This window comes from Micromonospora sp. NPDC049275 (genome assembly GCF_043197115.1).
Taxonomy (GTDB): domain Bacteria; phylum Actinomycetota; class Actinomycetes; order Mycobacteriales; family Micromonosporaceae; genus Micromonospora.
This window is the reverse complement of the sequence record NZ_JBICSN010000002.1, coordinates 1,011,058-1,035,771: the sequence shown is the minus strand read 5'-3', so window position 1 is coordinate 1,035,771 and position 24,714 is coordinate 1,011,058. Positions and strand designations below refer to the sequence as shown.

The window sequence follows — 24,714 nt, the reverse complement described above, 5'->3', positions numbered from 1 at the left end:
GGTAGAAGCGAAGGCAATTCAACGTAGATCTGCCGGCGAAGCGAGGAACCACATGACGGAAGTCAAGCTCGATCACCCCGGTGGGCAGCTGTCGATGCCGGTCCATTCCGCGGTCGAGGGCCCCGCTGGCATCGGGGTGAGCAAGCTGCTGAAGGAAACCGGGATGACGACGTACGACCCCGGTTTCGTCAACACCGCGGCTGCCTCATCCGCGATCACCTACATCGACGGCGACGCGGGGATCCTGCGTTACCGGGGATACCCGATCGAGCAGCTGGCCGAGAAGTCCTCCTTCCTGGAGGTCTCCTACCTGCTCATCTACGGTGAGCTGCCCACCGAGCAGCAGCTGACCGAGTTCACCGAGTGGATCCGGCGGCACTCGCTGCTGCACGAGGAGATGCGCCGCTTCTTCGACGGCTTCCCCCGGGACGCCCACCCGATGGCGGTGCTGTCGTCGGCGGTGAGCGCGCTGTCGACCTTCTACCAGGACAGCCTGGACCCGTTCGACTCCGAGCACGTGGAGATCTCCACGGTCCGGCTCATGGCGAAGGTCCCCACCATCGCCTCGTACGCCTACAAGAAGTCCATCGGGCAGCCGCTGCTCTACCCGGACAACTCGCTGGGGTACGTGGACAACCTGCTGCGCATGACGTTCGGCGTGCCGGCGGAGCCGTACGTGGTCGACCCGGTCATGTCGAAGGTGCTGGACATGCTGTTCGTCCTGCACGCCGACCACGAGCAGAACTGCTCCACGTCGACAGTCCGCCTGGTCGGCTCCAGCAACGCCAACCTGTTCGCCTCGGTCTCGGCCGGCGTGAACGCGCTGTTCGGCCCCCTGCACGGTGGCGCGAACCAGGCGGTGCTGGAGATGCTCCAGCAGATCCACGCCGGTGACGGCGACGTCCGGTCCTTCGTCCGCAAGGTCAAGGACAAGCAGGACGGCGTCAAGCTGATGGGCTTCGGCCACCGGGTCTACAAGAACTACGACCCGCGGGCGGCCATCGTCAAGAAGGCCGCGCAGGACGTGCTGGGCCGGATGGCCAAGCCGGACCCGCTGCTGGACATCGCCATGGAGCTGGAGGAGATCGCGCTCGCCGACGACTTCTTCGTCTCCCGCCGGCTCTACCCGAACGTGGACTTCTACACCGGCCTGATCTACAAGGCCATGGGCTTCCCCACGAAGATGTTCACGGTGCTCTTCGCGCTCGGCCGGCTGCCCGGCTGGATCGCCCAGTGGCGCGAGATGATCAACGACCCGGAGACCAAGATCGGCCGTCCGCGGCAGGTCTACGTCGGTGCCCCCGAGCGGGACTACGTCCCCTTCGGCGAGCGCTGACCTCCACCCTTCGCACCACCGGCAGGCCGCCGACCCGATCCGGGTCGGCGGCCTGCCGGCATGTCGCGTCCGGGACCCTTGATCGACTCGGGTTCCAGGAAACCGGGGGGTCCGGGCGGCATCGATGCCCCGACTTCCAGGAAGCCGAGTCGATCAAGCGCAGGCCGCGGACGGCGGCGCGGCGGGTCAGAAGGCGGAGATGTCCCGGGCTCGTTCACTGCGGCTCAGTGCGCCGATCAGCGCCGACTGGCCACGCCGGCGGACGGCCAACCGGACCAGCAGGTCGCGTACGGGGTCGAAGACCTCCGCCGGGAATTCCGGCGTGGGCACGCCGACGCTCACTGCGAGGTCGTCGGAGTGCACGACGATCTCCAGTTGGCGCGTGAGCAGGAAGTCGGCGCGGCGCAGGGACCAGCCCTGCCACGGGATCGGCACGACGTCGAGGGCGGCACCCCGCGACAGCAGGTCGGTGACCGCGTTGAGCGCGTCGGCCGAGCGGGTGTGCAGGTCCGCCGGGCCGCGTGCCGCGTCGGCCTCGTCCGGGCCCGCGGCGACCGCGTCGGCGTCCGGGGTGCCGTCGGTGACCCAGGCGGCCCGCTCGTAGTGGCTGTCGGCCGACTCCAGCGTGGGCAGGTCGGCGGGGCTCGGCAGCAGTTCCGCCGCGCGTACGGCCTGACGCCCGAGGTGGCACGCCAGGGCGCCCACGGACAGGTGCGGCAGGGCGCTCGGGCGCGACCACTGCGCGGACACCTCGGGGCGGCGGATCAGGTCCAGGGCGATGGAGGCGGCGACCGGAAACGCGGAGTCCAGGGCGTCAACAGGACGAGACATCCGCACATTCTGACAGGCCCGGCCGGCCCTCGCCGGGCCAGCTCGGCCTGGCGACCGGCGCTGGGCGGCGAAGCCCGGCCAGCCCGCTTGTGCGTGATCGACTCGGGTTCCAGGAAGTCGCGGTATCCCCGGCGTGGGGACACCGCGACTTCAAGGAACCCGAGTCGATCAAACGGGCCGGAGGAGCCGGAAGCGCCTCAGCGCAGGCCGGCGGCGGCGAGCAGGTTGCCCTCGGGCAGTGCCGGAAGGGCCCGACCCTGGGACATGCGCTGCTCGGTGCGCTCGGCGGTGAACGCGGCGTCGTTGGCGATGGCGGCGGCGTAGCTGGCGGCGGTGTGCTGGGCGATGGCCGTCCAGCCGTACTGGTCGTGGACCATCCGGCGGGCGCGGCGGGCCATGGCGCGGGCGCGCTCACGGTCGGACAGCAGCGCGTCGATGGCGTCGGCGAGCCCGTCCGGGTCGTGCGGGCGGAACGTCATCCCGGTCGCGCCCGGCTCGACGATCTCGGCGAGGCCACCGGTGGCGGCAACGGCGAGGGGCGCTCCGGCGGCGGCGCCCTCCAGGGCGACCATGCCGAACGGCTCGTAGATGCTCGGCACCGCGAAGCAGTCGGACGCCGCCATCAGCGCCGGCAGGTCGTTGCCGCCGAGGAAGCCGGGCATGCTGACCATCCCGCCGAGGCCGCGGCGGTGCACCTCGGCCTCCAGTTCCGCGCGGTACGGGCCGTCGCCGGCGATCACGGCGCGCAGCCCGGGGTGCCGCTCACGCAGCCGGGGGAGGGCGGCGATGAGGTGCTGCACGCCCTTCTCGTAGACGAGCCGGCCGGCGAAGGTGACCAGGGGGCCGTCTGCGGCGAACCGGGCCCGCGCGGCGGCCACGTCCCGGGCCGGCACCTTCCAGCGGTGCGACTCGACGCCGTTGGCGACCACGTCGACGCGGCTGGCCGGTACGCCGAACAGCGCGCCCACCTCGTCGCGCATGTAGCCGGAGCAGACGATGACCCGACCGGACTCGCTGCTGAGCCACTGCTCGACGCCGTGGATGGTGCGGTTCATCTCCTCGGGCAGCCAGCCCTGGTGCCGGCCCGCCTCGGTCGCGTGGATGGTGCTGACGAGCGGGATGTCCAGGTGGTCGCGCAACGTCATCGCGGTGTGGGCGACGAGCCAGTCGTGGGCGTGGATGACGTCGTAGCTGCCGGCCTGGGTGGCGCGCAGGGCGGTGCGGGTGAGGGTGTGGTTGAAGGCCATCGTCCAGGCCAGGAGGGAGCCGGTGGCGAGGGGGAAGGTGACCGGGTCTTCGGGTGCGCGCAGGATGCGCACTCCGTCGGCGTACTCCTCGAGGGGTGCGCCCTCGGCGTGGCGGGTGACGACTGTGACGTCGTGGCCGGCGGCGGCGAGGGCGACGGAGAGGGCGTGCACGTGGCGGCCGAGGCCGCCGACGAGCACCGGCGGGTACTCCCACGAGAGCATCAGGATGCGACGGGTCTGCGGCGGCACCCCCGGGCCGGGCTGCGCCGGCACGATCGCGGCAGGCTGCGCGCCGAGGCCGGAATGCGCGGACGGGCCGGGCTGCGCCGGAAGCTGGGGCCGGGAGGTGAGGGTGGGCCGGTGGGCCCGATCCGTGGCGATAGCGAGCTGCTCGCCGACCCGCAGCGTGGTCACATCAGTCTCCGTCCATACGTGGTGGCACGCGCCGGCAGCAGTGGCGGCGGAGTGAGGGTGGGAAGGGGTGGCCGAGGGCCGAGTGAGGCACGCGCGAACGCGTGTCCCCCGACAAGCAAAGGGCATCGAGCCCGGGAACGCATCTTCAAAAGGCCCATGGTGACGGAGGACACCTGAGGGTGTAGCGCGCATCAGACAGGTGGTTTTCGGTCATCGCCTGAAAGGATGGATTGGCGCGTGGGGGCGCAGGGCAATACCGGCGTGCGCGCGGGCGGGTCCGACCTCCCGTGCGCTCACGACGCGGTTCGCTCGTGATCAAGTGCTGAAGGAGCGACATGCAGGTCTGGCCGGGCGAGCGGTATCCCCTGGGCGCCACCTACGACGGGATGGGCACCAACTTCGCCATCTTCTCCGAGGTGGCCGAGCGGATCGAACTCTGCCTCTTCGACGAGTGGGACACCGGCGCCGAGCGCCGCGTCGAGCTGCGCGAGGTGGACGCCTACGTCTGGCACGCGTACCTGCCGGGGATCGAGCCGGGGCAGCGCTACGGCTACCGGGTGTACGGCCCGTACGACCCGGCGAACGGGCTGCGTTGCAACCCGCACAAGCTGCTGCTCGACCCGTACGCCAAGGCCGTCGACGGTGACGTCCAGTGGGACCCGGCGGTGTACGACTACGAGCTGGGCGAGCCGGAGAAGATGAACGAGACCGACTCGGCGCCGTTCATGCCGAAGTCGGTGGTGGTCAACCCGTACTTCGACTGGGGCAACGACAAGCCGCCGCGTACGCCGTACCACCACTCGGTGATCTACGAGGCGCACGTGCGCGGGCTGACGATGCGGCACCCGGACATCCCGGAGGAGCTGCGCGGCACGTACGCGGGCATCGCCTCCCCGCCGATGATCGACTATCTGACCCGGCTCGGGGTGACGGCGATCGAGCTGATGCCCGTGCACGAGTTCGTGCACGACCACCGCCTCGTCGACCTGGGTCTGCGCAACTACTGGGGTTACAACACCATCGGCTTCTTCGCCCCGCACCACGGCTACTCGGCCCTGGGTCGCCTCGGCCAGCAGGTGCAGGAGTTCCGGGGCATGGTCAAGGCGCTGCACGCGGCGGGCATCGAGGTCATCCTCGACGTGGTCTACAACCACACCGCCGAGGGCAACCACCTCGGGCCGACGTTGAGCTTCAAGGGCGTGGACGCGCCGAGCTACTACCGGCTCAGCGAGGAGGACCGGCGCTACTTCGTCGACTACACGGGCACCGGTAACAGCCTCAACGTGCGCAGCCCGCACTCGCTGCAACTGATCATGGATTCGCTGCGGTACTGGGTGACCGAGATGCACGTCGACGGGTTCCGCTTCGACCTGGCGGCCACCCTGGCCCGCGAGTTCTACGAGGTGGACAGGCTGTCGACGTTCTTCGAGGTGGTCCAGCAGGACCCGGTGGTCAGCCAGGTGAAGCTGATCGCCGAGCCGTGGGACGTCGGCCCCGGCGGCTACCAGGTGGGCAACTTCCCGCCGCTGTGGACGGAGTGGAACGGCAAGTACCGGGACACCGTGCGGGACTTCTGGCGCGGCGAGCCGGCGACGCTTGCCGAGTTCGCGTCGCGGATCTCCGGCTCGGCCGACCTCTATCAGGACGACGGCCGCCGCCCGTTCCACAGCATCAACTTCGTGACCGTGCACGACGGGTTCACGCTCAACGACCTGGTGTCGTACAACGACAAGCACAACGAGGCCAACGGCGAGGAGAACCGGGACGGCGAGAGCCACAACCGGTCCTGGAACTGCGGCGTGGAGGGCGACACCGACGACGACGCGGTGCTCGCCCTGCGGGCCAAGCAGCGGCGTAACTTCCTGGCCACCCTGATGCTCTCGCAGGGCGTGCCGATGATCGGCCACGGCGATGAGCTGGGCCGCACCCAGCACGGCAACAACAACGCCTACTGCCAGGACAGCGAGCTTGCCTGGGTCGACTGGGACAACGTCGACGAGCAGTTGCTGGACTTCGTCCGTACGCTGACCGACTTCCGCAAGCGGCACCAGGTGTTCCGCCGCCGCCGGTTCTTCACCGGCCTGCCGGTGAACGGGCGCGGCATCGACGAGCCGCTGCCCGACCTGGCCTGGCACACGCCCGACGGGCGGGAGATGACGGGCGAGGACTGGGGCAACGACTTCGGTCGTTCGGTGGCGCTGTTCGTCAACGGCGAGGGCATCCGGGAGCGCGGCCAGTACGGCCAGAAGCACCACGACGCCTCGTTCCTGCTCTGCTTCAACGCCCACGACGCGCCGCTGGACTTCACGATGCCCGGCTCCGAGTACGGGCAGAAGTGGGAACGGGTGATCAGCACCGCCGAACCCGAGCCGGACGACGCCACGGTGATCAGCGCGGGCGGCACCATCCGGGTGCCGGACCGGTCCCTCGTCGTGCTGGAGAGGACGATCTGACATGCCGGCCACCCCTCCCAAGGCCACCTACCGCGTCCAGGTCCGCCCCGGCTTCGACCTGGACGCCACCGCCGCGATCCTCGACTACCTGGACGAGCTGGGCGTCAGCCACCTCTACAGCGCCCCGCTGCTGGCCGCCACCCCCGGTTCCGCGCACGGCTACGACGTGGTCGACCACCGGGCGGTCAACCCGGAGCTGGGCGGCGAGGCCGCCAGGCAGCGGCTGCTGCGGGCGCTGCGCGAGCGGCAGCTCGGCCTGGTCGTCGACATCGTGCCCAACCACGCAGGGGTCGCCGTGCCGCCGGCCAACCCGGCCTGGTGGGACGTGCTGCGCCGGGGGCGCGACTCGTCGTACGCCGACTGGTTCGACATCGACTGGGACCGGGGCCGGCTGCTCCTGCCGGTGCTGGCCGACGACCCGGCCGCCCTGGACGACCTGAAGCTCGTCGACGGCGAGTTGCGCTACCACGAGCACCGCTTCCCGGTCGCCGACGGCACCGGCGACGGCACCGCCCGGGAGGTGCACGACCGGCAGCACTACGAGCTGATCTCCTGGCGGCGCGGTGACGCCGAGCTGACGTACCGCCGGTTCTTCGCCATCGCGGGCCTGGCGGGTCTGCGCGTGGAGGACCCGGCGGTGTTCGCCGCCACCCACGAGCTGATCCTGCGGTGGGCCGCCGCGGGGGAGGTCGACGGCATCCGCGTCGACCACCCGGACGGCCTGCGTGACCCCGCCGGCTACCTGGCCCGGCTGCGCGAGGCCGCGCCGGACGCCTGGCTCGTGGTGGAGAAGATCCTGGAGTACGGCGAGGAGCTGCCGGACTGGCCGGTGGACGGCACGACCGGCTACGACGCCCTCGCGGCTGTCAACGGCCTGTTCGTCGACCCGGACACCGAGGGCGACTTCACGGCGCTGGACACCCGCCTCACCGGGCACCACACGTCGTGGCAGGACCTGACCCACACCACTAAGCTGGCCGCCGCCACCCAGCTCCTCGCCGCCGAGCTGACCCGGCTGGCGGCGCTCGCCCCCGAGGTGCCCACCGAGCGGGCCCGCGCCGCGCTCGCCGAACTGGCCGCCGCTTTCCCGGTCTACCGCGGCTACCCGCCGGAGGGCGCCCGGCACCTCGCCGCCGCCCGCTCCGAGGCCGGCCGCCGCCGCCCCGACCTGACCGGCGCCCTGGACGCGATCACCCGTCGGCTGCGCAACCAGGACGACGAGCTGGCGATGCGTTTCCCGCAGCTCACCGGCGCGGTGATGGCCAAGGGCGTGGAGGACACCGCGTTCTACCGCTGGACCCGCTTCGTGGCGCTCAACGAGGTCGGCGGCAGCCCCGCCCACTTCGGGGTGCCGCCGGCGGAGTTCCACCGCTTCGCCAGCGCCCGCCAGGTCCGCTGGCCGGCAAGCATGACGACCCTCTCCACCCACGACACGAAGCGCGGCGAGGACGTGCGCGCCCGCCTCGCCGTACTCAGCGAGCTGCCGGGCCGCTGGGCCGAGCAGGTCCAGAGATGGATGGAGTACGCCCCGCTGCCCGACCCGGCGTTCGCCCACCTGCTCTGGCAGACGGCCGTCGGCGCGTGGCCGATCGAGCGGGAGCGGCTGCACGCGTACGCCGAGAAGGCCGCCCGGGAGGCCGCGGCCTCGACCAGTTGGGCGGACCCGGACCCGGTCTTCGAGCAGGCCATGCACGCGGTCATCGACCGCATGTACGACGACCCGAGCCTGCACGACGAGCTGACCGAACTCGCCGCCGCCATCACTCCGGCCGGCTGGTGCAACTCGCTCGGGCAGAAGCTGATCCAACTCACGATGCCGGGCGTTCCGGACACCTACCAGGGCACCGAGCTGTGGGACAACTCCCTGGTCGACCCGGACAATCGGCGGCCCGTCGACTTCGACGTACGCCGGGAGATGCTGGCGCGGCTCGACGGCGGCTGGCGTCCCCCGATCGACACCGACGGAGCGGCGAAGCTGCTCGTCGTGTCGCGGACGCTGCGGTTGCGGCGGGCGCACCCGGAGCTGTTCACCTCCTACCGGCCGGTGCCGGCGCACGGGCCGCAGGGTCGACACGTGCTGGCCTTCGACAGGGGCGGCGCGATCACCGTGGCGACCCGCCTGCCGCTGGGCCTGGCACGCGCCGGTGGGTGGTGCGACACAGTCCTGTCGCTTGGTGTTAACGAGGTGAAGGACCTGTTCACCGGGCGGGTCTACAGTGGCGGGGAGACCTCACTGGCCGACCTGTTGGCCGACTATCCCGTCGCACTGCTGGCTCCTCCCACCGATGACGCGGAGGCTGCTTCATGACCGAATTCTCCGTGTGGGCGCCCGACGCCACCCGCGTGCGGCTGCACCTGCCCGGCGCCGACGACCACGAGATGCGCGCCGCCGCCGACGGCTGGTGGCGGGTCGAGGTGCCCGACGGCGGCCCCGACTACGCGTTCCTGCTCGACGGCGACGACATCCCGCTGCCCGACCCGCGCTCGGCCTGGCAGCCCGACGGCGTCCACGGGCCGAGCCGCCTCTACGACCATTCGGCCTTCGACTGGTCCGACAGCTCGTGGACCGGGCGGCAACTGCCCGGCAGCATCCTCTACGAGCTGCACATCGGCACCTTCACCCCCGAGGGCACCTTCGACGCGGCCATCGAGCGCCTCGACCACCTGGTGTCGTTGGGCGTCGACCTGATCGAACTGCTCCCGGTCAACGCCTTCAACGGCGAACACAACTGGGGGTACGACGGCGTCTGCTGGTATGCCCCGCACCAGCCCTACGGCGGCCCCGACGGCCTGAAACGGTTCGTCGACGCCGCCCACGCCAAGGGGTTGGGGGTGATCCTCGACGTCGTCTACAACCATTTCGGGCCCTCCGGGGCCTACGCGCCACGGTTCGGGCCCTACCTCGCCGAGCAGAGCAACAGTTGGGGCCGCTCGGTCAACCTGGACGGCCCGCACTCCGACGAGGTACGCCGCTACATCATCGACAGCGTCCTCATGTGGCTGCGCGACTACCACGTCGACGGGCTGCGTCTGGATGCCGTGCACGCGCTGCTCGACACCCGGGCGGTGCCCATCCTGGAAGAGCTGACCATCGCCGTCGAGTCCCTGTCGACGCACCTGGGGCGGCCGTTGTCGCTGATCGCCGAGTCGGACCTCAACGACCCTCGGCTCATCACGCCTCGAGAGGCGGGTGGCTTCGGGCTGCACGCGCAGTGGAACGACGATGCCCATCACGCGCTGCACACGTTGCTGACGGGGGAGCGGCAGGGCTACTACGGGGACTTCGGCTCCCTGGAGACGCTGTCGGACGTGCTGACCGGCGGGTTCTTCCACGCGGGCACGTGGTCGAGCTTCCGTAACCGGCACCACGGGCGGCCTGTCGATCCTCGGATTCCTGGGCACCGGATGGTGGCCTACCTGCAGAACCATGACCAGATCGGAAACCGGGCTACCGGGGACCGGATCTCTGCTTCGTTGTCGCCTTCTCTTTTGCGTGTCGGGGCTACGTTGCTGTTGACCGCGCCCTTTACTCCGATGCTGTTCATGGGGGAGGAGTGGGCCGCCTCAACGCCGTGGCAGTTCTTCACGTCGCACCCGGAGCCGGAGCTGGCGTCCGCGGTGCGGACCGGGCGGCGGCGGGAGTTCGCGTCGCACGGGTGGCCGGAGGGGGACGTGCCGGATCCGCAGGACCCGCAGACGTTCGTGCGGTCCCGGTTGGACTGGGCCGAGCTGGACAAGCCTGAGCATGCTTCGATGCTGGCGTTCTACCAGCGGTTGATTGGGCTGCGGCGGTCGGTGCCTGATCTCTCTGATCCTCGGTTGCACGCGGTTTCTGTGCAGCACGGGGACCAGTTCCTGCTGATGCGGCGGGGGGACACGCTTGTCGTGGCGAACCTGGCTGGGCGGGGGCAGGGGGTGTCGCTGCCTGGGGTGGCTCGGCGGGTGTTGCTGGCTACGGGGGAGGGGGTCACCGTGATGCGGGACCGGATCGAGCTGCCTGCGGAGACTGCGGCGATCGTGGCGCTTTGATGCATACGCATCACAAGGCGCCATCTGCGACCGCTGAGTGCATGCCATCTAAGGCGTTTGCTGGCAACCCCTTTGACCGCTAGCCGACCAACACGAGGGGATCGGTGCGTGTGCCGGTAACGTGTCGGGCTATGTCTCCACTGCCTGTCGGTGCGCTTGAGCGATTTACTCAGGGGAGTCGGATTAGGCGGGACGTCACTGCGGCGCTCCAAGCCGGCGGACTCTCTATCGAGTACACGAAGGCGACAGATAATGCCCGAGTATGGGGGCTGTTTGTAAAATTATCGGAGGCGCTTCAGGCTGCCCTGGGGGAGACAAGGGAAGTGCTGGTTCTGGTCGCCGAATATGACCAGCTGCAGGCTAGTGAGATCGATAAGGCCGCTGACATAATCCGGTCTACAGGTGTTAGGCTTAGTAGATCTATTAGCATCATACTTACTGAAGATCGCCGAACCGGCGATAAAGTCCGTGAATACAGTGACGAGAGTGGCACGCTCTTTGTGGGTTTCAGTTTGGACCGTATCCGCTCTTGCAAACCACACGGCGATACTGACTTCCGAGGATTGCTGCAATCGCAAGCGTATGCTCGCGACCTGTACAACTTGCCCGGTGCGGTAACAAAATCGCAAGACTTCTTCGGTCGGCGTCGATTGCTGGAGCGTCTTCGTCAAGAGGTGATTACGGGGTCAGGGCATCAAGGGATCTTCGGGCTTAGGAAGATCGGAAAGACATCTCTGGTCAATAGACTCGCTCAGCTCGTCCGAGAGGACGGCAGATGTTTCGTCGCGCAGATCGATTTACAGCGAGCGGCGGCGATTAGGGCGGATGTCTCTTACGTCCTTTGGTCAGTTGGGCAATCGATCTTCGATTCCCATAGACGAGTTCGCGATATAAAACATCTCCGCCTGTTCGGTCAATATCGGCTTTTCTTGGATATTCCTGATCCAAGCATTGTGGCTGAATTGTACGATCACGATATACAGCTTATCCTGAGAGAGCGTCGCAAGAAGATCGTCATTTTCCTGGACGAAATTGAGCGGATTCTTCCGCCAAATCCTTCATCGGATGCGCAACGAAATTTCGTTCAGCTATGGCGACTGCTTCGTGGACTCGACCAGCAGTTTCCTGGCAGGCTCTCTTACATCATTTCTGGAACCAATCCTAAATGCGTTGAGGACGCGAAGATCGGTCCTGACGACAATCCAGTATACAATTACTTCACCCGGGAGTACTTGAGTCCACTAAATCTGGATGAGGCCGCCGACTTGCTCGCTACGATCGGGAAACGGATAGGCCTCGAGTGGGAGACTCATGCGCTTTCCTCTAGCTATGCACAGACCGGTGGCCACCCGGCCTTGCTGCGGGCACTCGGATCGATCGCACACGCCCGTCAGCCGAGTAGGCGGAATGCTACTCGTGTAATCGAAAGCGATGTCAGGCTGCTTGCGCAAGATCTCTTGGTTGAGCGCTCATCACTTTTGGACCAGTTGGTCTCGACCTTGCGTGATGACTATCCGGATGAGTATTACCTGTTGACGCTCCTTGCTGAAGGCAAGGTGAATGAGTTCGCCGACTGGGCTAGATCGTCCCCACCTGATGTCGCCCACTTGGTTGGATACGGAATTTGTAAGGACCCACACACCGTCCCACAGCTATGTATTAATCTCCTCCAGACTTACCTCCAGAGGCAGTTGAGGGCAATCGAGCGCTCACCCGATGTCTTCGGATCTCTGGACCTTCAGCCGGGGAGAGAGGTGGGCGATTACGTTATCGAGCACACGGTAGGCGCTCCAGGTGGTTTCGCCAGGGTCTATAAGGCTCATCGGCAGGACGAACCTGATGAGGTGGTTGCTCTGAAGGTGGTCCGAAATGGAAAACTCAGCAGCGTGCAGCGGGAGCTGGATATCCTTCAGACGCTTAACCATCCGAACATCGTGAAGATTATCGATGCAGGCAGTCTGCCTAATGGCGATGCCTACTTGGTGATGGAGTACGTCGAGGGGCCTACGCTGCGAAACTTTTGTGAAGCGTCGACCCGCCCGTCAGAACCAGCACTCCTGAGGTGGACTGTTGCGCTCTTGAGTGCTCTGGAGAGGATGCATCCGCGCCCGACCCGAGTCGATGAACTACGTAAGCGTCACGACGAACTTGACGGCGATGTCGCGCAGGCGATCTTCGAGGCGCAGCACGGAGTTGTGCATCGGGATATCAAGCCAGCGAACATCATCCTGAGCAAGGGGCGCGGACCTGTATTAATTGACTTCAACATTTCGGTCGCTGCTGGTGCTCCGGTCCGGACAGTGAGTGCAACACCATATTATTTGCCGCCTGGTGTAATGCATGGTAATTGGACTCATGAGGTTGATCTTTACCAACTCGGTCTCACCCTGCTTCAACTTGCTGGCGGGGCGGAGATTGGCAGGGCTACCATAGCTGATCTTCGTGTGCTAGCCAGAAAGAACGTTAGCCAGCGGACATTCAATATTATTAACAAGATGTTAGCGTATCAGGATACTAATGGATACCGGTTGACGTCTGACGCATTCCGAGAGGCGCGGACAGCTTTGAGCGCGGTTGGGCGGGGCGCCGACCATATTTAGGCGGCCCCGCTGTTTCATTTTTGGTTGACCCGCTTCAGCAAATCGAGAACATGAGCCGGTGCGACTTCGGTTCCCTGCCTAGTCGTTGAATGTATTGAATTGACCGGAGGCAGCTGCGACGCTGCGGCGAGCCAAGGTGGGCGGGCGAGGTTTCTTGGGCACTAAGCGTTATCGTTCGGCGCTCTGCTGGTGTACCGTCCAATCGCGGGGGTCAGCCGTTAGGTGGTGTCTCGATCCTCTACACCGAGGGGCGTGGGTATGGTGAAGAGGCCGGACACCATCGGTGCCAGGATTCGGTACTGGCGGATGCGCCGGGGCGGCATGACTCAGGCCGTCCTCGCTGGACTCGCTGGTGTCACCCAGTCATACGTTTCGCAGGTCGAGTCCGGCCGCAAGACGATCGACCGCCGATCCACTCTGGTCGCTCTCGCCGCCGCCCTTCAGGTCACGGTGGCCGACCTGCTCGGCCAGGGGACCGAGCCCGGTGATCCGGCCCGCGAGAGCGCAGCCGAGTGCGTGCCGGCGGTCTGGTCGGCCCTGATCGAGATCGAGGACGGCGAACGCCGTCCGTCGACCTACACAACAGAACGCCTCGCGGCCGAGATCGCCAGCGCCGATCAGCTCCGCAATGCGTGCAACTACCCGGCCATGGCCCGCATGCTCCCGAACCTGCTGCTGGAAGCCGCTGCCGTAGGCGGCGCCGCGCTCGCTCAGGTCGCCTACCTGGCCTCCACCTGCCTCCGGCATCTCGGCTACCGCCACTTGGCCCTCAATGCGGCCCGAGTATCCGTATCGGCTGCCGAGGACGTCGAAGATCGAGCGTGGATCGGCGCATCCCGGTTCGTTTACGCGCAGAGCCTGCCGATCGAGTCCGCGCGCCTGGCGGCCAGAGTCAGTGACCGATCACTGGCGGAGCTTCAGGGGGACGCCTCCGACGTCCGAGTGCGGCAGATGCTTGGTCAGCTTCACCTCATGGCAGCGCTGGCCTCGACCGTGGACGCTCGCCCCGACGTTGCCCGCGACCACCTCGCGGAGGCAACCCGTGAGGCGGCGAGTCTGGGAGATCCGGCCGACGGCGGTGGCTTCAACGGCTGCTGCTTCGGGCCAACCAATGTCGGACTCTGGAAGATGTCCATCGCGGCTGAGCAGGGCGAGTACGGCAAGATCATCGAGCTGTCCCGGACGATACGGCCGCAGGTCCTCAAGGCATCGAATCGCCAACTGTCGTACTGGCTGGATATCGGGCGAGCGCTGGCAGACGGTGGTCGCCGGGATGCCGAAGCCCTCGCGGCATTCATCCGGGCCGAACAGGCCGCGCCGATCCCGTTCGCCATCAACCCGCTCGCCCGCGATGCAGTGGTGACGCTCGCGCAGCGTGCCCAGCGTCGGGCCGTCCCCGACGACCTGCGGCTGCTCGCTGGCCGCATCGGCATCAACCTGGCCGCATAACTGCGAGTAATCACCGCATCACTAATCCGCCCTACTGTCCGGTTTGGGACGTGGACGCGTCCCCATGGCCTGGGGTGGCGAGCCTCCCGGGCCTCTGACGGAGGAGGCGGGGATGAGCAGGCAGGACGACAACGCTCCGGACAACACGGGTGAGGCCGCCGAGCGGGAGGCTGCCAAGCAGCGCCTCCTGGCCCAGGCCGAGGCGGAGCGCGTACCCGTAGACGACACGACCCGCGCGGTCCCGGACCGGCGGTGGCGGCGTGACCAACGATGACCTCCCCATCGGCCGCCGGGTGGCGCGCTGGCGGGTGCGGCGGCAGATGACGCAGCAGATGCTTGCCGACCGGCTGCGCAGGTCGAAGAGCTGGGTCGACAAGATCGAGCGGGGTGTTCGCCCCCTGGACCGGTACTCGGTGATCCAGGAGCTGGCCCACGTCCTGCGCGTCGACCCGGAGGTGTTGCTCGGCCAGCCGCGTGGCACCCCTGCTGGCCCTCCGGATGGGGTGGACGACATCCGGGCGGCGCTCGCCCGCTACGACATCCCGCAAGCCCCACAGGAGACGGACGAGCTGAGGCGGCAGGTCGGCTACGCCTGGCTGACCTATCAGCACGCGCACTACGGGCAGTTGACGCGGGTGTTGCCGGGTCTGCTCGACGCCGCCCAGGGCGCGCGGTCGGCGGAGCTGCTGGTGCAGGCGTACCGCATCACCTCGTCGCTGCTGGTCAAGCTCGGCGAGGCCGACCTCGGCTGGCTGGCCGCCGACCGCGCGATGGCCACCGCCGGAGACGACCCGGCGCTCGCGGCGACGGCGGCCGTCTCGGTCAGCCAGGCGCTCCGCGCCGCCGGCCGCGACCGCCTGGCCCTGGCCGCGTCCCTCGCCGCCGCGAACCGTGTCCGGCCGCAGCGGTCGGCGGGGGAGTGGGCAGTGGGCGGGACGCTGCTGGTCCAGGCCGCCCTGGCCGCCGCGGGCTGCGGCGAGCACCGTCGCGCCGGCGAGCTGACCGATCGGGCCGCGGGCGTCGCCGCAAACCTTCGGGGGTACGACGATCAGCACCGCACCAGCTTCGGCCCGGTCACCGTGGAGCTGGCGCGAGTGCTGGTGGCAGCCTCACGTGGTGACGCCGTCGAGGCACTGCACAGGCACTCGACTGTGGTGCGGCGGGAGGGGTGGCGGCGGTTGCCGGCCGAGTATCGAGGCGCCTACCTGGTGGATGCCGCCAGGGCGTACCTCCAGGTGGGTGACCTGCGCGGGGCGGCGCGGGCGCTTGTCGACGCGGACAGTGTGGCGCCGGCTGAGGTTCGGTGCCGGCCTCTGGCGCGTACTCTCATCGCCGATGTCGCCCGGGCGCAGCCGGCGCCGGCCGGCGTGGCGCGACTGGCGACATTGGTCGGCCTCACCCGTTGAGCACCTGCGGCGACCCAAGCGCCGGGCGGCGGGACAGGACAAAGGCAGCCATCGGGGCTTCGACGGCAAGAATGTCAAGCTGCCAGTGCTTTCAGTTCTTCCAGCACCTCACGCTCGACCTCGGCTAGTGACCTCTGTTCGTCCTCGGCGATCCACTGGGAGAAGGCCACGTTGAAAACCGTCACGCCGGTTTCCGCCGCGAGGACGGCCGCTCGCTCGGCGACGCCGCGCGCACGCAACGCGCCGGCTACCACCGCCGCAAGCGATGCCCTCTTCAACAGCTCGCGTTCCAGTAGGCCGGGGTTCGCCGTGATGACCGCGTGGCGCTGACGTGACCAGGGCCGTCGTTCGTCGGCGAAGGACTCCGCCGCGACCGCCAGGGCTGCGGTGACCATCTCCAGCGGCGACGCGGACGGCGGGGCTGCGCGCACGCCGTCCAGGAATGCCTGTTGCAGCATGTCCTGTCCGTCGAACAGCACCTCGCGCTTGTCGGCGAAGTGACGGAAGAACGTGCGCTCGGTCAGGCCGACGCTCTGGGCGATCTCTTCGACGGTCGTCTTCTCGAAGCCTTGTCGGACATAGAGCTCCAGTGCCGCCATCTGTAGGCGCTGCCTCGCACCTGGATCCCATCGCGCCATAGGGAGAGCATAGTGATGACAGCGACTGACATCATGCGCTAGGCTGATGACAGCAACTGACATCATCAGGATGTTGGTTGGCCGGCATCAAGAAGGAGATCCATCCATGCGCGTTTTCGTCACCGGGGCATCCGGCTGGATCGGCTCCGCCACCGTCGACGAGCTGCTCGCGGCCGGTCACGACGTCGTCGGCCTCGCCCGCTCCGACACCTCCGCCGCCGCTCTGGAAGCCATAGGCGTCACGGTCCGGCGCGGCGACCTCGACGACCTCGACAGCATCCGCGCGGGCGCCGCGGACGCCGAGGCCGTGATTCATCTCGCCAACAAACACGACTTCGACAACCCCGCCGTCTCGAACAGGGCCGAGCGAGCCGCGATCGAGGCAATCGGGGACACCCTCGAAGGTTCGGGTCGGCCGTTCCTGTTCGCCTCGGGCATCATCCCGGTCGACGGTGGCCGTCCCGCCACCGAAGACGATGCCTCCCCGTTTCACGGCCCCGACACCCCTCGCGGCGGCGGCGAGAACCTCGCACTGGACTACCTCGCCCGAGGCGTGCACGTGGTCGGGGTGCGGTTCGCCCCCACCACCCACGGCGCGGGCGACAACGGCTTCATGACCACTCTCGTCGCTATCGCGCGGGAGAAGGGCGTTGCCTGCTACATCGGCGACGGTACGAACCGGTGGCCCGCAGTGCATCGCTCCGATGCCGCCCGCCTCGTCCGCCTCGGACTGGAGAAAGCACCCGCGGGCTCGCTTTTGCACGCGATCGCCGAGGAAGGAGTCCCGACACGCCAGATCGCCGAGGCGATCGGCCACGCGCTCGACGTGCCCGTCGCCTCCATCTCGGCCGAGAACGCACCAGCTCACTTCGGCTGGATCGGCGGATTCTTCGGCAGGGACATCCCCGCCTCCAGTACTCGCACCCAGGAGATTCTCGGCTGGACACCCACCGGCCCCACCCTCCTGGACGACCTCAACACAGGCGCCTACTCCCACGCCTGACAACCCGACGACGAGACGTAGGCCGTCGGGTCAACCGGGCTACGAAACACCTAGAACCGCGGCTGTTCTCCGGCTTGAGCGCGTTCCACGATCATTCGTAGCGCCTCGACGTGCCTCACGAAACGGGATCGGGCCTCGTCGGTGGCTCGTACCGTGGTTTTGGGTACCCGGCCGTGATACGTGCGCCGTTGCTCGATCTGCCCGTCGTTCTTGAGTGTGCTGAGCTGTTTGGACAGTGCGGAGTCCGACAGTGACACCGCGTCCCGCAGGAAGGCGAAGTCGCACCAGTCCGCAGCCGTCAGCACCGACATGATCGCCAGCCGTGTCGGATCCGAGAGCAGCCGGTCCAGGCCCGGTGCCCGGCCCGCAGTTGGTGGTGAGTCGGTCATCGGCCGCTTCGGTGTTGGAAGGTCTCGCTCAGCAGCTGACTCAGGGCGAACAGCGCGGTGAACGCAGCGCCGAGGAGTATCCCGGCGACGGTGTTCGGGTAGTTGCTCAGGCCGACCGCGCCGGCCACGTTGTCAGCGATCGTGTTGCCGTAACGGGAGAGCAGCCAGCCGCCGAGACCGCCGACGACCGCCACCACACCGAAAGCCTGTGGCGCGAATGTCTGCCTGCGCCGCACAGCGCGCAGCCTGCTCAGTGGCGCTGATCGGCCGGCAAAAGTGATCACGGCAACGATGACGAGCACGACCAGGACGACCGCGGCGAGCAGCTTGGCGCCATCGAGGTCGACGAAGTCGTTGACCGCACATGCCGCGGCACTCAGGAGGAACATCGTTGCGTAGACCCACCACGGCACGCGCGCCGCGCGCCGGGTCCGTTGCTGGTGCTCCTGGATCGTGGCCAGAGTTGCTGCCGCGCTCTGCTGATCGACTTGCCTGCTCATCGTGACCTCCCTGACTAGTTGCCTCATTGGAAAGTACTACCTTCTTTCCGATGAGGCAACTAGTCAGGAGGCCTGGGCGGCGACGGTGCGCGGATCTTCGCCGGACAGCGGCGGCGCGGGAGGGGTGGCGGTGGCTGCCCGCCGAGTGCCGGGGCGCGTACCTGGTGGACGTCGCGCGGGCGTACCTCCAGGTGGTGACTTGGGCGGGGCTAGCACGCGCGCTTGTCGACGCGGACAGTGTCGCGCCCGCTGAGGTTCGGTGCCGGGTGTTGGCGCGTACTCTCATCGCCGATGTCGCCCGCGCGCAGCCGGCGCCGGCCGGCGTGGCGCGACTGGCGACGGAAGCAGCTTCGCCGCCTGCTGTGGGCCCGCCCGGTGATCCCACGACCTGCCACCGACGCAGGACTCGGCGGGCGGACTCACAGAATCGTTGTCAGCACACCTCCGTCGACGCGTACCGCCGATCCGTTGATCGCGGACGCGGCGGGACTGGCGAGGAAGGTCACGGCGTTCGCGATCTCGCTCGGTTCGATGAAGCGTCCCAGTAGGGAGGTCTGGTTGGCGCCGATGATCGCCACCTTCAGGTCGTCCTCGAGGAGGGATTGAGCATCGGCAAGCGACCTGACCGTTTCGGCGACGCCTGTGGAATAGGTGGGACCGCCCAGCACCGAGTTGACGGTCACCGCGGTGCCCTTCGTCAGCTTCGCCAGGCCGTTGCCCACTGCGAGCATCGCCGTCTTGGACGTGCCGTAGTGGATCATGTCGGCGGGAATGTTGACGCCCGACTCGCTGCTCACGAACACGATCCGGCCCCACCCCCGATCGAGCATTGCCGGCATGAGGTGCCGAGCGAGCCGGACCCCGCTGAGCACATTCACCTCGAAGTAGCGCCGCCACTCCTCGTCGGAGATGAGGTCGAAGGGCTTGAGCTCGAAGAGCCCGACGTTGTTGATGAGAATGTCGACGCTTGGCAGTTCGTCGCACAGCCTGTCGACGTCCTCGACAACCGAGAAGTCCGCTGGGATACCGGTGACGGACACGTTGGGCGCCTCCCGGCGCAACACGTCGACAGCCTCGGCCAGCTTCGCCGGATCGCGGCCGTTGAGGACCACGTTGACACCCTCGCCGGCCAGGGCCTTCGCGGTCGCGTAGCCGATGCCTTGACTGGATCCGCTGATGAAGGCGGTCTTGCCGCTGAGCTGCAGGTCCACGTGCTGTTCTCCTCGTGAGTGGTCGCCGATCGGTGCCCGAACGGCGTACCTGCCGGACGTCGGCAGGCGTACCTCTCGACCTTGCCGCAGCCCGATGAGCATCTGATGAGCAACGAGTCAGTGGCTGATGCTGGTGTGGGCGGGCCGCTGGCACCTGCGGCCACGGCCGATGGATCCTGACTGCGAGCCTCACCCGCTGACGGGGCGCGGTCGGCGGCCGAAACGCGCTGTCCGGGATCCGACTCTCCATCACGGAAATGCGTAAGTACGGTGCGAAAGGCGCATTGCGCGGCACGAACGTGAATGTGATGTGGCTAGGCTGTCCTACCGAACGCGACGCGCCCCAACCGGGTTTCCAGAACCTTCAGGATCGGTGCCGAGGAAGGGCGACCGCCGGATGGTCGACAACAGACCACGCGCTTACCGATTGCAGCGGCAGGACGAGGTTGGCGCAGGGCGCAAGGGATTGCTCGCCGCCCTGATCCTGGCGCAGATTGTCGTCCTGGCCTTCCTCGTGAACGCGATGCTCGGTCGGAATCAGCCCAGCATCCTGCAGCTGGTGATTCTCCTGGCCCTCGCCCAACTCTTTCGGATTCTGAACGACTGGATATATCTGCCCACTCTCGCGACCCGAGGCGACGCCGTTGTCCTGCGGGTCTACGCAAGCGCCTTCAGGCCGCTGCTCACCTGCACGATCTGGGTGGCACTGGCCTACCTCACCTGGCTTCAGTTCGGCGCGAAGGTGGCAGTCGTCGGTGCTCTGGTGCTCGTCGGCATCGGCCTGCAGACACGGATCAAACTCTGGCGGGCAACCGGCGGGCTGCTTCGCTGGCGCGACATCCAGCTGATGGATTCGCTCCTGGCGTTCGTGTCGCAGGCGGAGGGCGAGGCCCGACGCGGTGAGCTGGCGGCCGCGAGGGAGTTGCAGGACCGTGCCGCCAACCACCCGGCCGTGCGGAAGTATCCCAAGGTGCTCCACAGCATCGCCATGCAGCGCGCCGCCTGGGCGCTCGGTCAGGGCGACCACGCTCTTGCCGAGCGGCAGTTCACGGCCGCCGCCGAATACCTCCGGAAGCACCCCGACCGGTCGGCGCTGGGGGAGGCTCTGCTGGGGCTGGGAAATCTGTATCTGGCGCAGGAAAGATATGCCGAGGCCCGAGCGTCGATGACCGAGGCGATCGAGGTCGCCGGCGGGAAGATGTACCGGTTGAATCGAGTACGGATCGAATACAACCTCGCGGTCATCTGCGTCCAGACCGACGACACCGAGGCCGCGCTGTCGCACGCGCTCGAGGCGCGCACACTCAGCCGCCAATGGGGAGCGTTGACCGTTCTCGGTAACGCGTGTGACCTGCTCGCCGGCCTGGCCGCCGAGGCGGGCCGGCCGGCCGAGGCCGACACCTACCTCGCAGAGGCCGCCGAGGCATATCGGCAGGACGACGCCGGTCCCCATGTCTGGATCCGTCATCATCTGGCGCGAGCGACGGTGTTCACCCTCACCGGTGAGGAGGTGCGCGCGCTGGATGCCTACCTGCTGATGATCCGACTGCTCAGCGAGGTCAGGGCTGGCTGGGGGTGGAGGGACGCTCAGGCCCACCTCACGCGCGTCATGGGTGAGCAGGAGTTGACAGCGGTCCGGCTCGCCCACGAGCGCTACGACCGGGGCGATGATTCCGCAGTGGATTTCCTCGCCGAGGTGATGGATCTGAGCAGCCGGACCGCCCTCCGGCAGGTGCTCCGGGGCGGCATCGCCGCGGACGACCGGGCCGACGACATCCAACCGGACCTCGTCCGACTGCTGGGCGAGATCGCCAGCTACGAAGATGCGATAAGCGGTCAACAGACCGGGCAGCCCGTGGGGGACCAGCCCGACGACCTGGAGCAGAAGGAGATCGTCAGCCTGGCCGCGTACGAGCGGCTGGAGAGCCTGGTGTCGATCCGCTTCCGGCGCATGTTCCAGGGAACCGCCCCGCAGGCGTCCGGCGCACCCGCGGGCCGGCTCCCACGCGGCTCCCACCTGCTCCAGGCCCGGCTCTTCGACGACGACGGTTCGGTGGTCATCACCGGCATCTGGACGTCCCCGGACGGCGTACGCGTTCCGTACCTCCACACGGCCACGGACCGGCAAGCATCGATCATCCGGGACTTCATCGTGCAGGCACCGCGCCGGCCCGCCGCCGACGGTGTCGAGGGCGGTACGGGCGAGTCCGTCGACGGTGCCGCCGGTGCAGTGCCGACCGCATTCCGCGCGCAGGACGGAGAATGGGAGACCAGCCGACATTGCCGTCGATTGCGGACCCCGAAGTGGGGTCAGTGGTCAGAGCTCGCCGCCCTGCTCCTGCCCCCAGGGCTCCTGACCATCCTCGGCCGCAGCGACCCGGACGGGGACGTGCCGCACCTGCTGATCGTGCCGGATCCGGTGCTGTGGCGGGTCCCCTGGGCCGTCCTGGCCGTGCGGAACGACGGCGCGGACCGGTTCCTCGCCGACCACGCCATCCTGAGCTACCTACCCAGCCTCGCCCTGCTGGACGACACCGCAACCGACGTGCAGCAACAGTCGCACGGGCCGGCGGCGGCCTATCTCGCCGACGTCAATCCGGACGGGATCCGCATCGAGGAGGAGGCGTTGACAAGCGCGTACGGGGATGCGGTCGAATTCCTGACGACGCCCGAGGCGCTGCTGTCCGTGCTGCGCGACCGCGGCACACGATCACCGCTTCGACTGCTGGCGGTGACTGTGCACGGCAACGGAAGCCCGGGCCTGGCACACGCCCTCATGCTGACCGATGGCACCGAGTTGTCCGCCGCACGCATGCTCGCACTGCGGTTCCCCCCGCTGCTGCTGATCAACGCCTGTCTGTCGGCCGAGTTGGACCAACGTCAGGGCACCGACCCGCTGGGCATCCCGACCGTGGCGCTGTGCCGGGGAGCCGAGACCGTGCTCGGTGGACTGTTCCCGCTGCCGGACGGGACGGCCGAGAATCCCGAGTACAGTCATTCGACGGCGACAATCCTCAGCCACCTCTACGGTCTGCTCAGCGCTGGCGTACCCCCGTCGATCGCCCTGCGCCGGGCCCAGCGTCGATGGCGGGAGAGCCGGCCGGAAGCGCCGCCGGTGCTCTGGGCGGGGCTCGTCGCCCTCGGTGTCGACAGTCGGGTTCCCGCCGGTACGAGTGGAGGTTCATGACATGACGACGCACCAACCGTCCAATCCCGATCCCGACGGGCTCGACGATCTCGACGACCTGGGTCTGGACTGGCGTTCCTACGTCACCAAGGACGCCATCGAGAGCGACGACGACGAGGCGGGACGGCTCGTACCCCCGCCACCGGTGGCCCCACCGCCGCCCCGTCCTCCCTCGTCGTAGGCGGCGCCCATGCCCGCGAACATCGTCACGGTCGCCGTCCTGATCGCCGCCCTGGCGCCCGGCTTCTGCTTCGTGCAGACCTACCGACGTCACGTCTTCTCCGACAAGCCCAGCCCGACGAGGGAGGTCATCGAGTTCTTCGGCGCGGGGGCGCTGGCCACAGTCGTCGCCAGCCTCCTGATTCTCGCGCTGGGAAACGTGGTGCCGTGGCTGGTCTCACTTCACGACCTGGTGGGGGACACGCGCGACCTGCGGGCCTCCGCATGGCACGTCGTCGCGTCCGCCGGCCTCGTGCTGCTCCTGAGCGTGACGCTGTGCATCGTGGCCGGCGAGGTGCTGGGCCGGTGGGCCCCCGGCCGTGTCGGGCCCATCAACGCCGGAGTGATGTCGGTAGGTGTCCTCGCCACCCCGTCGCCCGGCGGACGAGAGCCCTATCTCGCCGTGGAACTCGACGACGGGCGCCTGGTCGAGGGTTATCTGCGGCAGGCGGCGATCGAGGACGACCCGGCCCGACGTGACCTTGTGCTGCAACGTCCCCTCTTCTTCAGCGGCACCGGCTACTTCGAGAGGACGCCGTCCCCGGCCGTCAAGCTCTACGTCCCCGGCTCCATGATCCGCGTCATCCACATCAGTTACCCGCCCGTCATCCGGGAGCCGGAGGATCCGGATCCGACAGCAGGGCCCGAGCGTGAGGTCGTCGACAGCGCAGGAGGTGCGCGCGATGGGCAGATGGTTCCACCGCAGCCGTAAACGCGACGACGAGCCACCGCGCGCATCGGAGCCGTCCGGGCCGGTCCTCGAGATCACCGTCAGCGGGGGCGGTCGGTCGAGCACCACGACGATCGGCGGTCCGACCGCCTACGGGTTGCAGTACCACGCCTACCACGAGCAGTACGGCGTGAGCGACCCGCGGACGTTGGAGGCGGGGACCCGCTACGCGCAGGAGTTGATGCGCAACCACGACGTCGCCGAGGCCGTGAGCGTCTACCAGGAGATCGTCGGGTTGCGCAGCTCGGCGCTCGGGCCGGAGCATCCGGACACCCTGCGCAGCAAGCACAGCCTGGCCTTCGCGCTCTGGCAGCGCGGCGGCCACGCCGAGGCGGAACGGGTGCAACGAGACGTCTACGAGGCGCGGCGTCGGGTGCTGGGCGACTCCGACGCCGAGACGTTGCGCAGTGGCAACAACCTCGGCTGGTTGCTGATCGAGCTGCGTCGGACGGACGAGGCCGAGACGCTGCTGCGCACCGTCGCCGACGGCATGGCGCGGACGCTGGGCCGCGACAGCGCGGAAACCCTTGCCTGCCAGCTGAAGCTGGCCGGGCTCCAGCACCTGCGGGGCCACAGCCAGCAGGCCGAGCGGGCCCTGCGCGACGTGGTCCGGCGGCTGACCCGGACGGTGGGCCCCACCAGCCCGGTGACGCTCCAGGCCCGCAGCAACCTGCTTGTCGTCCTGCTCGACAACGGCCGGGCGGCCGACGCGGTCGAGGCCGCCCGGGCGCTCGCCGACGACGCCGGGCGCGCCCTCAGCACCACCGACGGGGTACGCCTGCACGCCCGACACTCCCTGGCCCGAGCCCTAGCTGGGGTGGACCGACGGGCCGAGGCGATCCGGTTGCTTGCCGACACGCTGCCGGACAGCGAACGGGGCCGAGGCGTCGACCATCCGGGGACCCTGGAGATGCGGACGCTGTTCGCCCAACTGTTAATCGAGGCCGGTGATCGGCGGGCGGGTCCGGAGGCGCGCGCCGCGCTGGCCGGCTGCGAACGCGTGCACGGGCCGGGTCATCCCGACACGGAGAGGGCGCGGGCGCTGGTCCGGCTCGTCGACGGGCGTTGAAAG

Annotated in this window: 19 protein-coding genes; 13 read left to right on the top strand and 6 right to left on the bottom strand. The window is 68.2% G+C overall.

Annotation, left to right across the window (positions count from 1 at the left end; genetic code table 11):
• The first annotated feature begins 52 nt into the window (after positions 1 to 52).
• A complete protein-coding gene (locus tag ACGFIE_RS10260) occupies positions 53 to 1,336 on the top strand; it encodes a citrate synthase (protein WP_393293106.1) in 1,284 nt (427 codons plus the stop codon).
• Positions 1,337 to 1,522: 186 nt separating this feature from the next.
• Here the strand turns inward: ACGFIE_RS10260 and ACGFIE_RS10255 are convergent, their stop codons facing one another.
• Both ACGFIE_RS10255 and ACGFIE_RS10250 read right to left on the bottom strand, forming a co-directional pair.
• Positions 1,523 to 2,167, bottom strand: coding sequence for a maleylpyruvate isomerase N-terminal domain-containing protein (locus ACGFIE_RS10255; RefSeq protein WP_393293104.1), 645 nt, complete (start codon positions 2,165 to 2,167; stop codon positions 1,523 to 1,525).
• A 197-nt stretch (positions 2,168 to 2,364) separates the two neighbouring features.
• Complete coding sequence (locus tag ACGFIE_RS10250; RefSeq protein WP_393293102.1) at positions 2,365 to 3,828, bottom strand: glycosyltransferase family 4 protein; 1,464 nt, start codon at positions 3,826 to 3,828, stop codon at positions 2,365 to 2,367.
• A 335-nt stretch (positions 3,829 to 4,163) separates the two neighbouring features.
• Between ACGFIE_RS10250 and glgX the strand changes: the two genes are divergently transcribed.
• The 7 genes from glgX (at position 4,164) to ACGFIE_RS10215 (ending at position 15,765) form a co-directional block, all read left to right on the top strand.
• Positions 4,164 to 6,281 carry a glycogen debranching protein GlgX gene (gene glgX / locus ACGFIE_RS10245; protein ID WP_393293100.1) on the top strand — a complete coding sequence of 706 codons (2,118 nt, stop codon included), beginning with the start codon at positions 4,164 to 4,166 and terminating at the stop codon, positions 6,279 to 6,281.
• Position 6,282: 1 nt separating this feature from the next.
• Positions 6,283 to 8,589 carry a malto-oligosyltrehalose synthase gene (gene treY, locus ACGFIE_RS10240; protein ID WP_393293097.1) on the top strand — a complete coding sequence of 769 codons (2,307 nt, stop codon included), beginning with the start codon at positions 6,283 to 6,285 and terminating at the stop codon, positions 8,587 to 8,589.
• Positions 8,586 to 10,310, top strand: a complete 1,725-nt coding sequence (gene treZ / locus ACGFIE_RS10235) for a malto-oligosyltrehalose trehalohydrolase (protein WP_393293095.1) — start codon at positions 8,586 to 8,588, stop codon at positions 10,308 to 10,310. Before treY ends, treZ begins: the two co-directional genes overlap by 4 nt.
• Before the next feature lie 131 nt (positions 10,311 to 10,441).
• The gene (locus ACGFIE_RS10230; protein ID WP_393293093.1) at positions 10,442 to 12,910 is read left to right on the top strand and encodes a protein kinase; all 2,469 of its coding nucleotides are present in this window, start codon (positions 10,442 to 10,444) and stop codon (positions 12,908 to 12,910) included.
• A 258-nt stretch (positions 12,911 to 13,168) separates the two neighbouring features.
• A complete protein-coding gene (locus tag ACGFIE_RS10225) occupies positions 13,169 to 14,359 on the top strand; it encodes a helix-turn-helix domain-containing protein (protein ID WP_393293217.1) in 1,191 nt (396 codons plus the stop codon).
• 112 nt (positions 14,360 to 14,471) lie between these two features.
• On the top strand, positions 14,472 to 14,633 hold the full coding sequence (locus tag ACGFIE_RS10220; RefSeq protein WP_393293091.1) for a hypothetical protein: 162 nt from the start codon (positions 14,472 to 14,474) through the stop codon (positions 14,631 to 14,633).
• On the top strand, positions 14,620 to 15,765 hold the full coding sequence (locus ACGFIE_RS10215; RefSeq protein WP_393293088.1) for a helix-turn-helix domain-containing protein: 1,146 nt from the start codon (positions 14,620 to 14,622) through the stop codon (positions 15,763 to 15,765). Before ACGFIE_RS10220 ends, ACGFIE_RS10215 begins: the two co-directional genes overlap by 14 nt.
• A 74-nt stretch (positions 15,766 to 15,839) precedes the next feature.
• Here the strand turns inward: ACGFIE_RS10215 and ACGFIE_RS10210 are convergent, their stop codons facing one another.
• Positions 15,840 to 16,364 carry a TetR/AcrR family transcriptional regulator gene (locus ACGFIE_RS10210; protein WP_393293085.1) on the bottom strand — a complete coding sequence of 175 codons (525 nt, stop codon included), beginning with the start codon at positions 16,362 to 16,364 and terminating at the stop codon, positions 15,840 to 15,842.
• A 145-nt stretch (positions 16,365 to 16,509) separates the two neighbouring features.
• On the opposite strand from ACGFIE_RS10210, the gene ACGFIE_RS10205 reads away from it, so the two are divergent.
• Positions 16,510 to 17,406, top strand: a complete 897-nt coding sequence (locus ACGFIE_RS10205) for an SDR family oxidoreductase (protein ID WP_393293083.1) — start codon at positions 16,510 to 16,512, stop codon at positions 17,404 to 17,406.
• A 50-nt stretch (positions 17,407 to 17,456) separates the two neighbouring features.
• On the opposite strand, the gene ACGFIE_RS10200 is transcribed toward ACGFIE_RS10205, so the two are convergent.
• The 3 genes from ACGFIE_RS10200 to ACGFIE_RS10190 form a co-directional block, all read right to left on the bottom strand.
• A complete protein-coding gene (locus ACGFIE_RS10200; protein WP_393293081.1) occupies positions 17,457 to 17,717 on the bottom strand; it encodes a transcriptional regulator in 261 nt (86 codons plus the stop codon).
• 74 nt (positions 17,718 to 17,791) lie between these two features.
• A complete protein-coding gene (locus tag ACGFIE_RS10195) occupies positions 17,792 to 18,295 on the bottom strand; it encodes a hypothetical protein (protein WP_393293079.1) in 504 nt (167 codons plus the stop codon).
• 419 nt (positions 18,296 to 18,714) lie between these two features.
• On the bottom strand, positions 18,715 to 19,506 hold the full coding sequence (locus ACGFIE_RS10190; protein WP_393293076.1) for an SDR family NAD(P)-dependent oxidoreductase: 792 nt from the start codon (positions 19,504 to 19,506) through the stop codon (positions 18,715 to 18,717).
• A gap of 397 nt (positions 19,507 to 19,903) precedes the next feature.
• Between ACGFIE_RS10190 and ACGFIE_RS10185 the strand changes: the two genes are divergently transcribed.
• From ACGFIE_RS10185 to ACGFIE_RS10170, 4 genes are read left to right on the top strand one after another with little or no spacing between them, the layout of a single operon-like run.
• Entirely contained in the window at positions 19,904 to 22,693 is a 2,790-nt protein-coding gene (locus ACGFIE_RS10185) for a CHAT domain-containing protein (protein ID WP_393293074.1), read from the top strand.
• A gap of 1 nt (position 22,694) precedes the next feature.
• On the top strand, positions 22,695 to 22,874 hold the full coding sequence (locus ACGFIE_RS10180) for a hypothetical protein (protein ID WP_393293072.1): 180 nt from the start codon (positions 22,695 to 22,697) through the stop codon (positions 22,872 to 22,874).
• A 9-nt stretch (positions 22,875 to 22,883) separates the two neighbouring features.
• The gene (locus ACGFIE_RS10175) at positions 22,884 to 23,624 is read left to right on the top strand and encodes a DUF6338 family protein (protein WP_393293069.1); all 741 of its coding nucleotides are present in this window, start codon (positions 22,884 to 22,886) and stop codon (positions 23,622 to 23,624) included.
• Positions 23,596 to 24,711 (top strand): tetratricopeptide repeat protein, encoded by a 1,116-nt coding sequence (locus ACGFIE_RS10170; RefSeq protein ID WP_393293067.1) that lies wholly within the window; start codon positions 23,596 to 23,598, stop codon positions 24,709 to 24,711. The genes ACGFIE_RS10175 and ACGFIE_RS10170 overlap by 29 nt, the downstream gene beginning before the upstream one ends.
• Positions 24,712 to 24,714: the final 3 nt, after the last annotated feature.

Coding starts and splice junctions, on each gene's coding strand:
- ACGFIE_RS10195 (WP_393293079.1), bottom strand. CDS start 18,295: ATGAGCAGGCAAGTCGATCAGCAGAGCGCGGCAGCAACTCTGGCCACG.
- glgX (WP_393293100.1), top strand. CDS start 4,164: ATGCAGGTCTGGCCGGGCGAGCGGTATCCCCTGGGCGCCACCTACGAC.
- ACGFIE_RS10205 (WP_393293083.1), top strand. CDS start 16,510: ATGCGCGTTTTCGTCACCGGGGCATCCGGCTGGATCGGCTCCGCCACC.
- ACGFIE_RS10210 (WP_393293085.1), bottom strand. CDS start 16,364: ATGGCGGCACTGGAGCTCTATGTCCGACAAGGCTTCGAGAAGACGACC.
- ACGFIE_RS10220 (WP_393293091.1), top strand. CDS start 14,472: ATGAGCAGGCAGGACGACAACGCTCCGGACAACACGGGTGAGGCCGCC.
- ACGFIE_RS10200 (WP_393293081.1), bottom strand. CDS start 17,717: ATGTCGGTGCTGACGGCTGCGGACTGGTGCGACTTCGCCTTCCTGCGG.
- treZ (WP_393293095.1), top strand. CDS start 8,586: ATGACCGAATTCTCCGTGTGGGCGCCCGACGCCACCCGCGTGCGGCTG.
- ACGFIE_RS10225 (WP_393293217.1), top strand. CDS start 13,169: ATGGTGAAGAGGCCGGACACCATCGGTGCCAGGATTCGGTACTGGCGG.
- treY (WP_393293097.1), top strand. CDS start 6,283: ATGCCGGCCACCCCTCCCAAGGCCACCTACCGCGTCCAGGTCCGCCCC.
- ACGFIE_RS10230 (WP_393293093.1), top strand. CDS start 10,442: ATGTCTCCACTGCCTGTCGGTGCGCTTGAGCGATTTACTCAGGGGAGT.
- ACGFIE_RS10175 (WP_393293069.1), top strand. CDS start 22,884: ATGCCCGCGAACATCGTCACGGTCGCCGTCCTGATCGCCGCCCTGGCG.
- ACGFIE_RS10170 (WP_393293067.1), top strand. CDS start 23,596: ATGGGCAGATGGTTCCACCGCAGCCGTAAACGCGACGACGAGCCACCG.
- ACGFIE_RS10255 (WP_393293104.1), bottom strand. CDS start 2,167: ATGTCTCGTCCTGTTGACGCCCTGGACTCCGCGTTTCCGGTCGCCGCC.
- ACGFIE_RS10260 (WP_393293106.1), top strand. CDS start 53: ATGACGGAAGTCAAGCTCGATCACCCCGGTGGGCAGCTGTCGATGCCG.
- ACGFIE_RS10185 (WP_393293074.1), top strand. CDS start 19,904: ATGGTCGACAACAGACCACGCGCTTACCGATTGCAGCGGCAGGACGAG.
- ACGFIE_RS10180 (WP_393293072.1), top strand. CDS start 22,695: ATGACGACGCACCAACCGTCCAATCCCGATCCCGACGGGCTCGACGAT.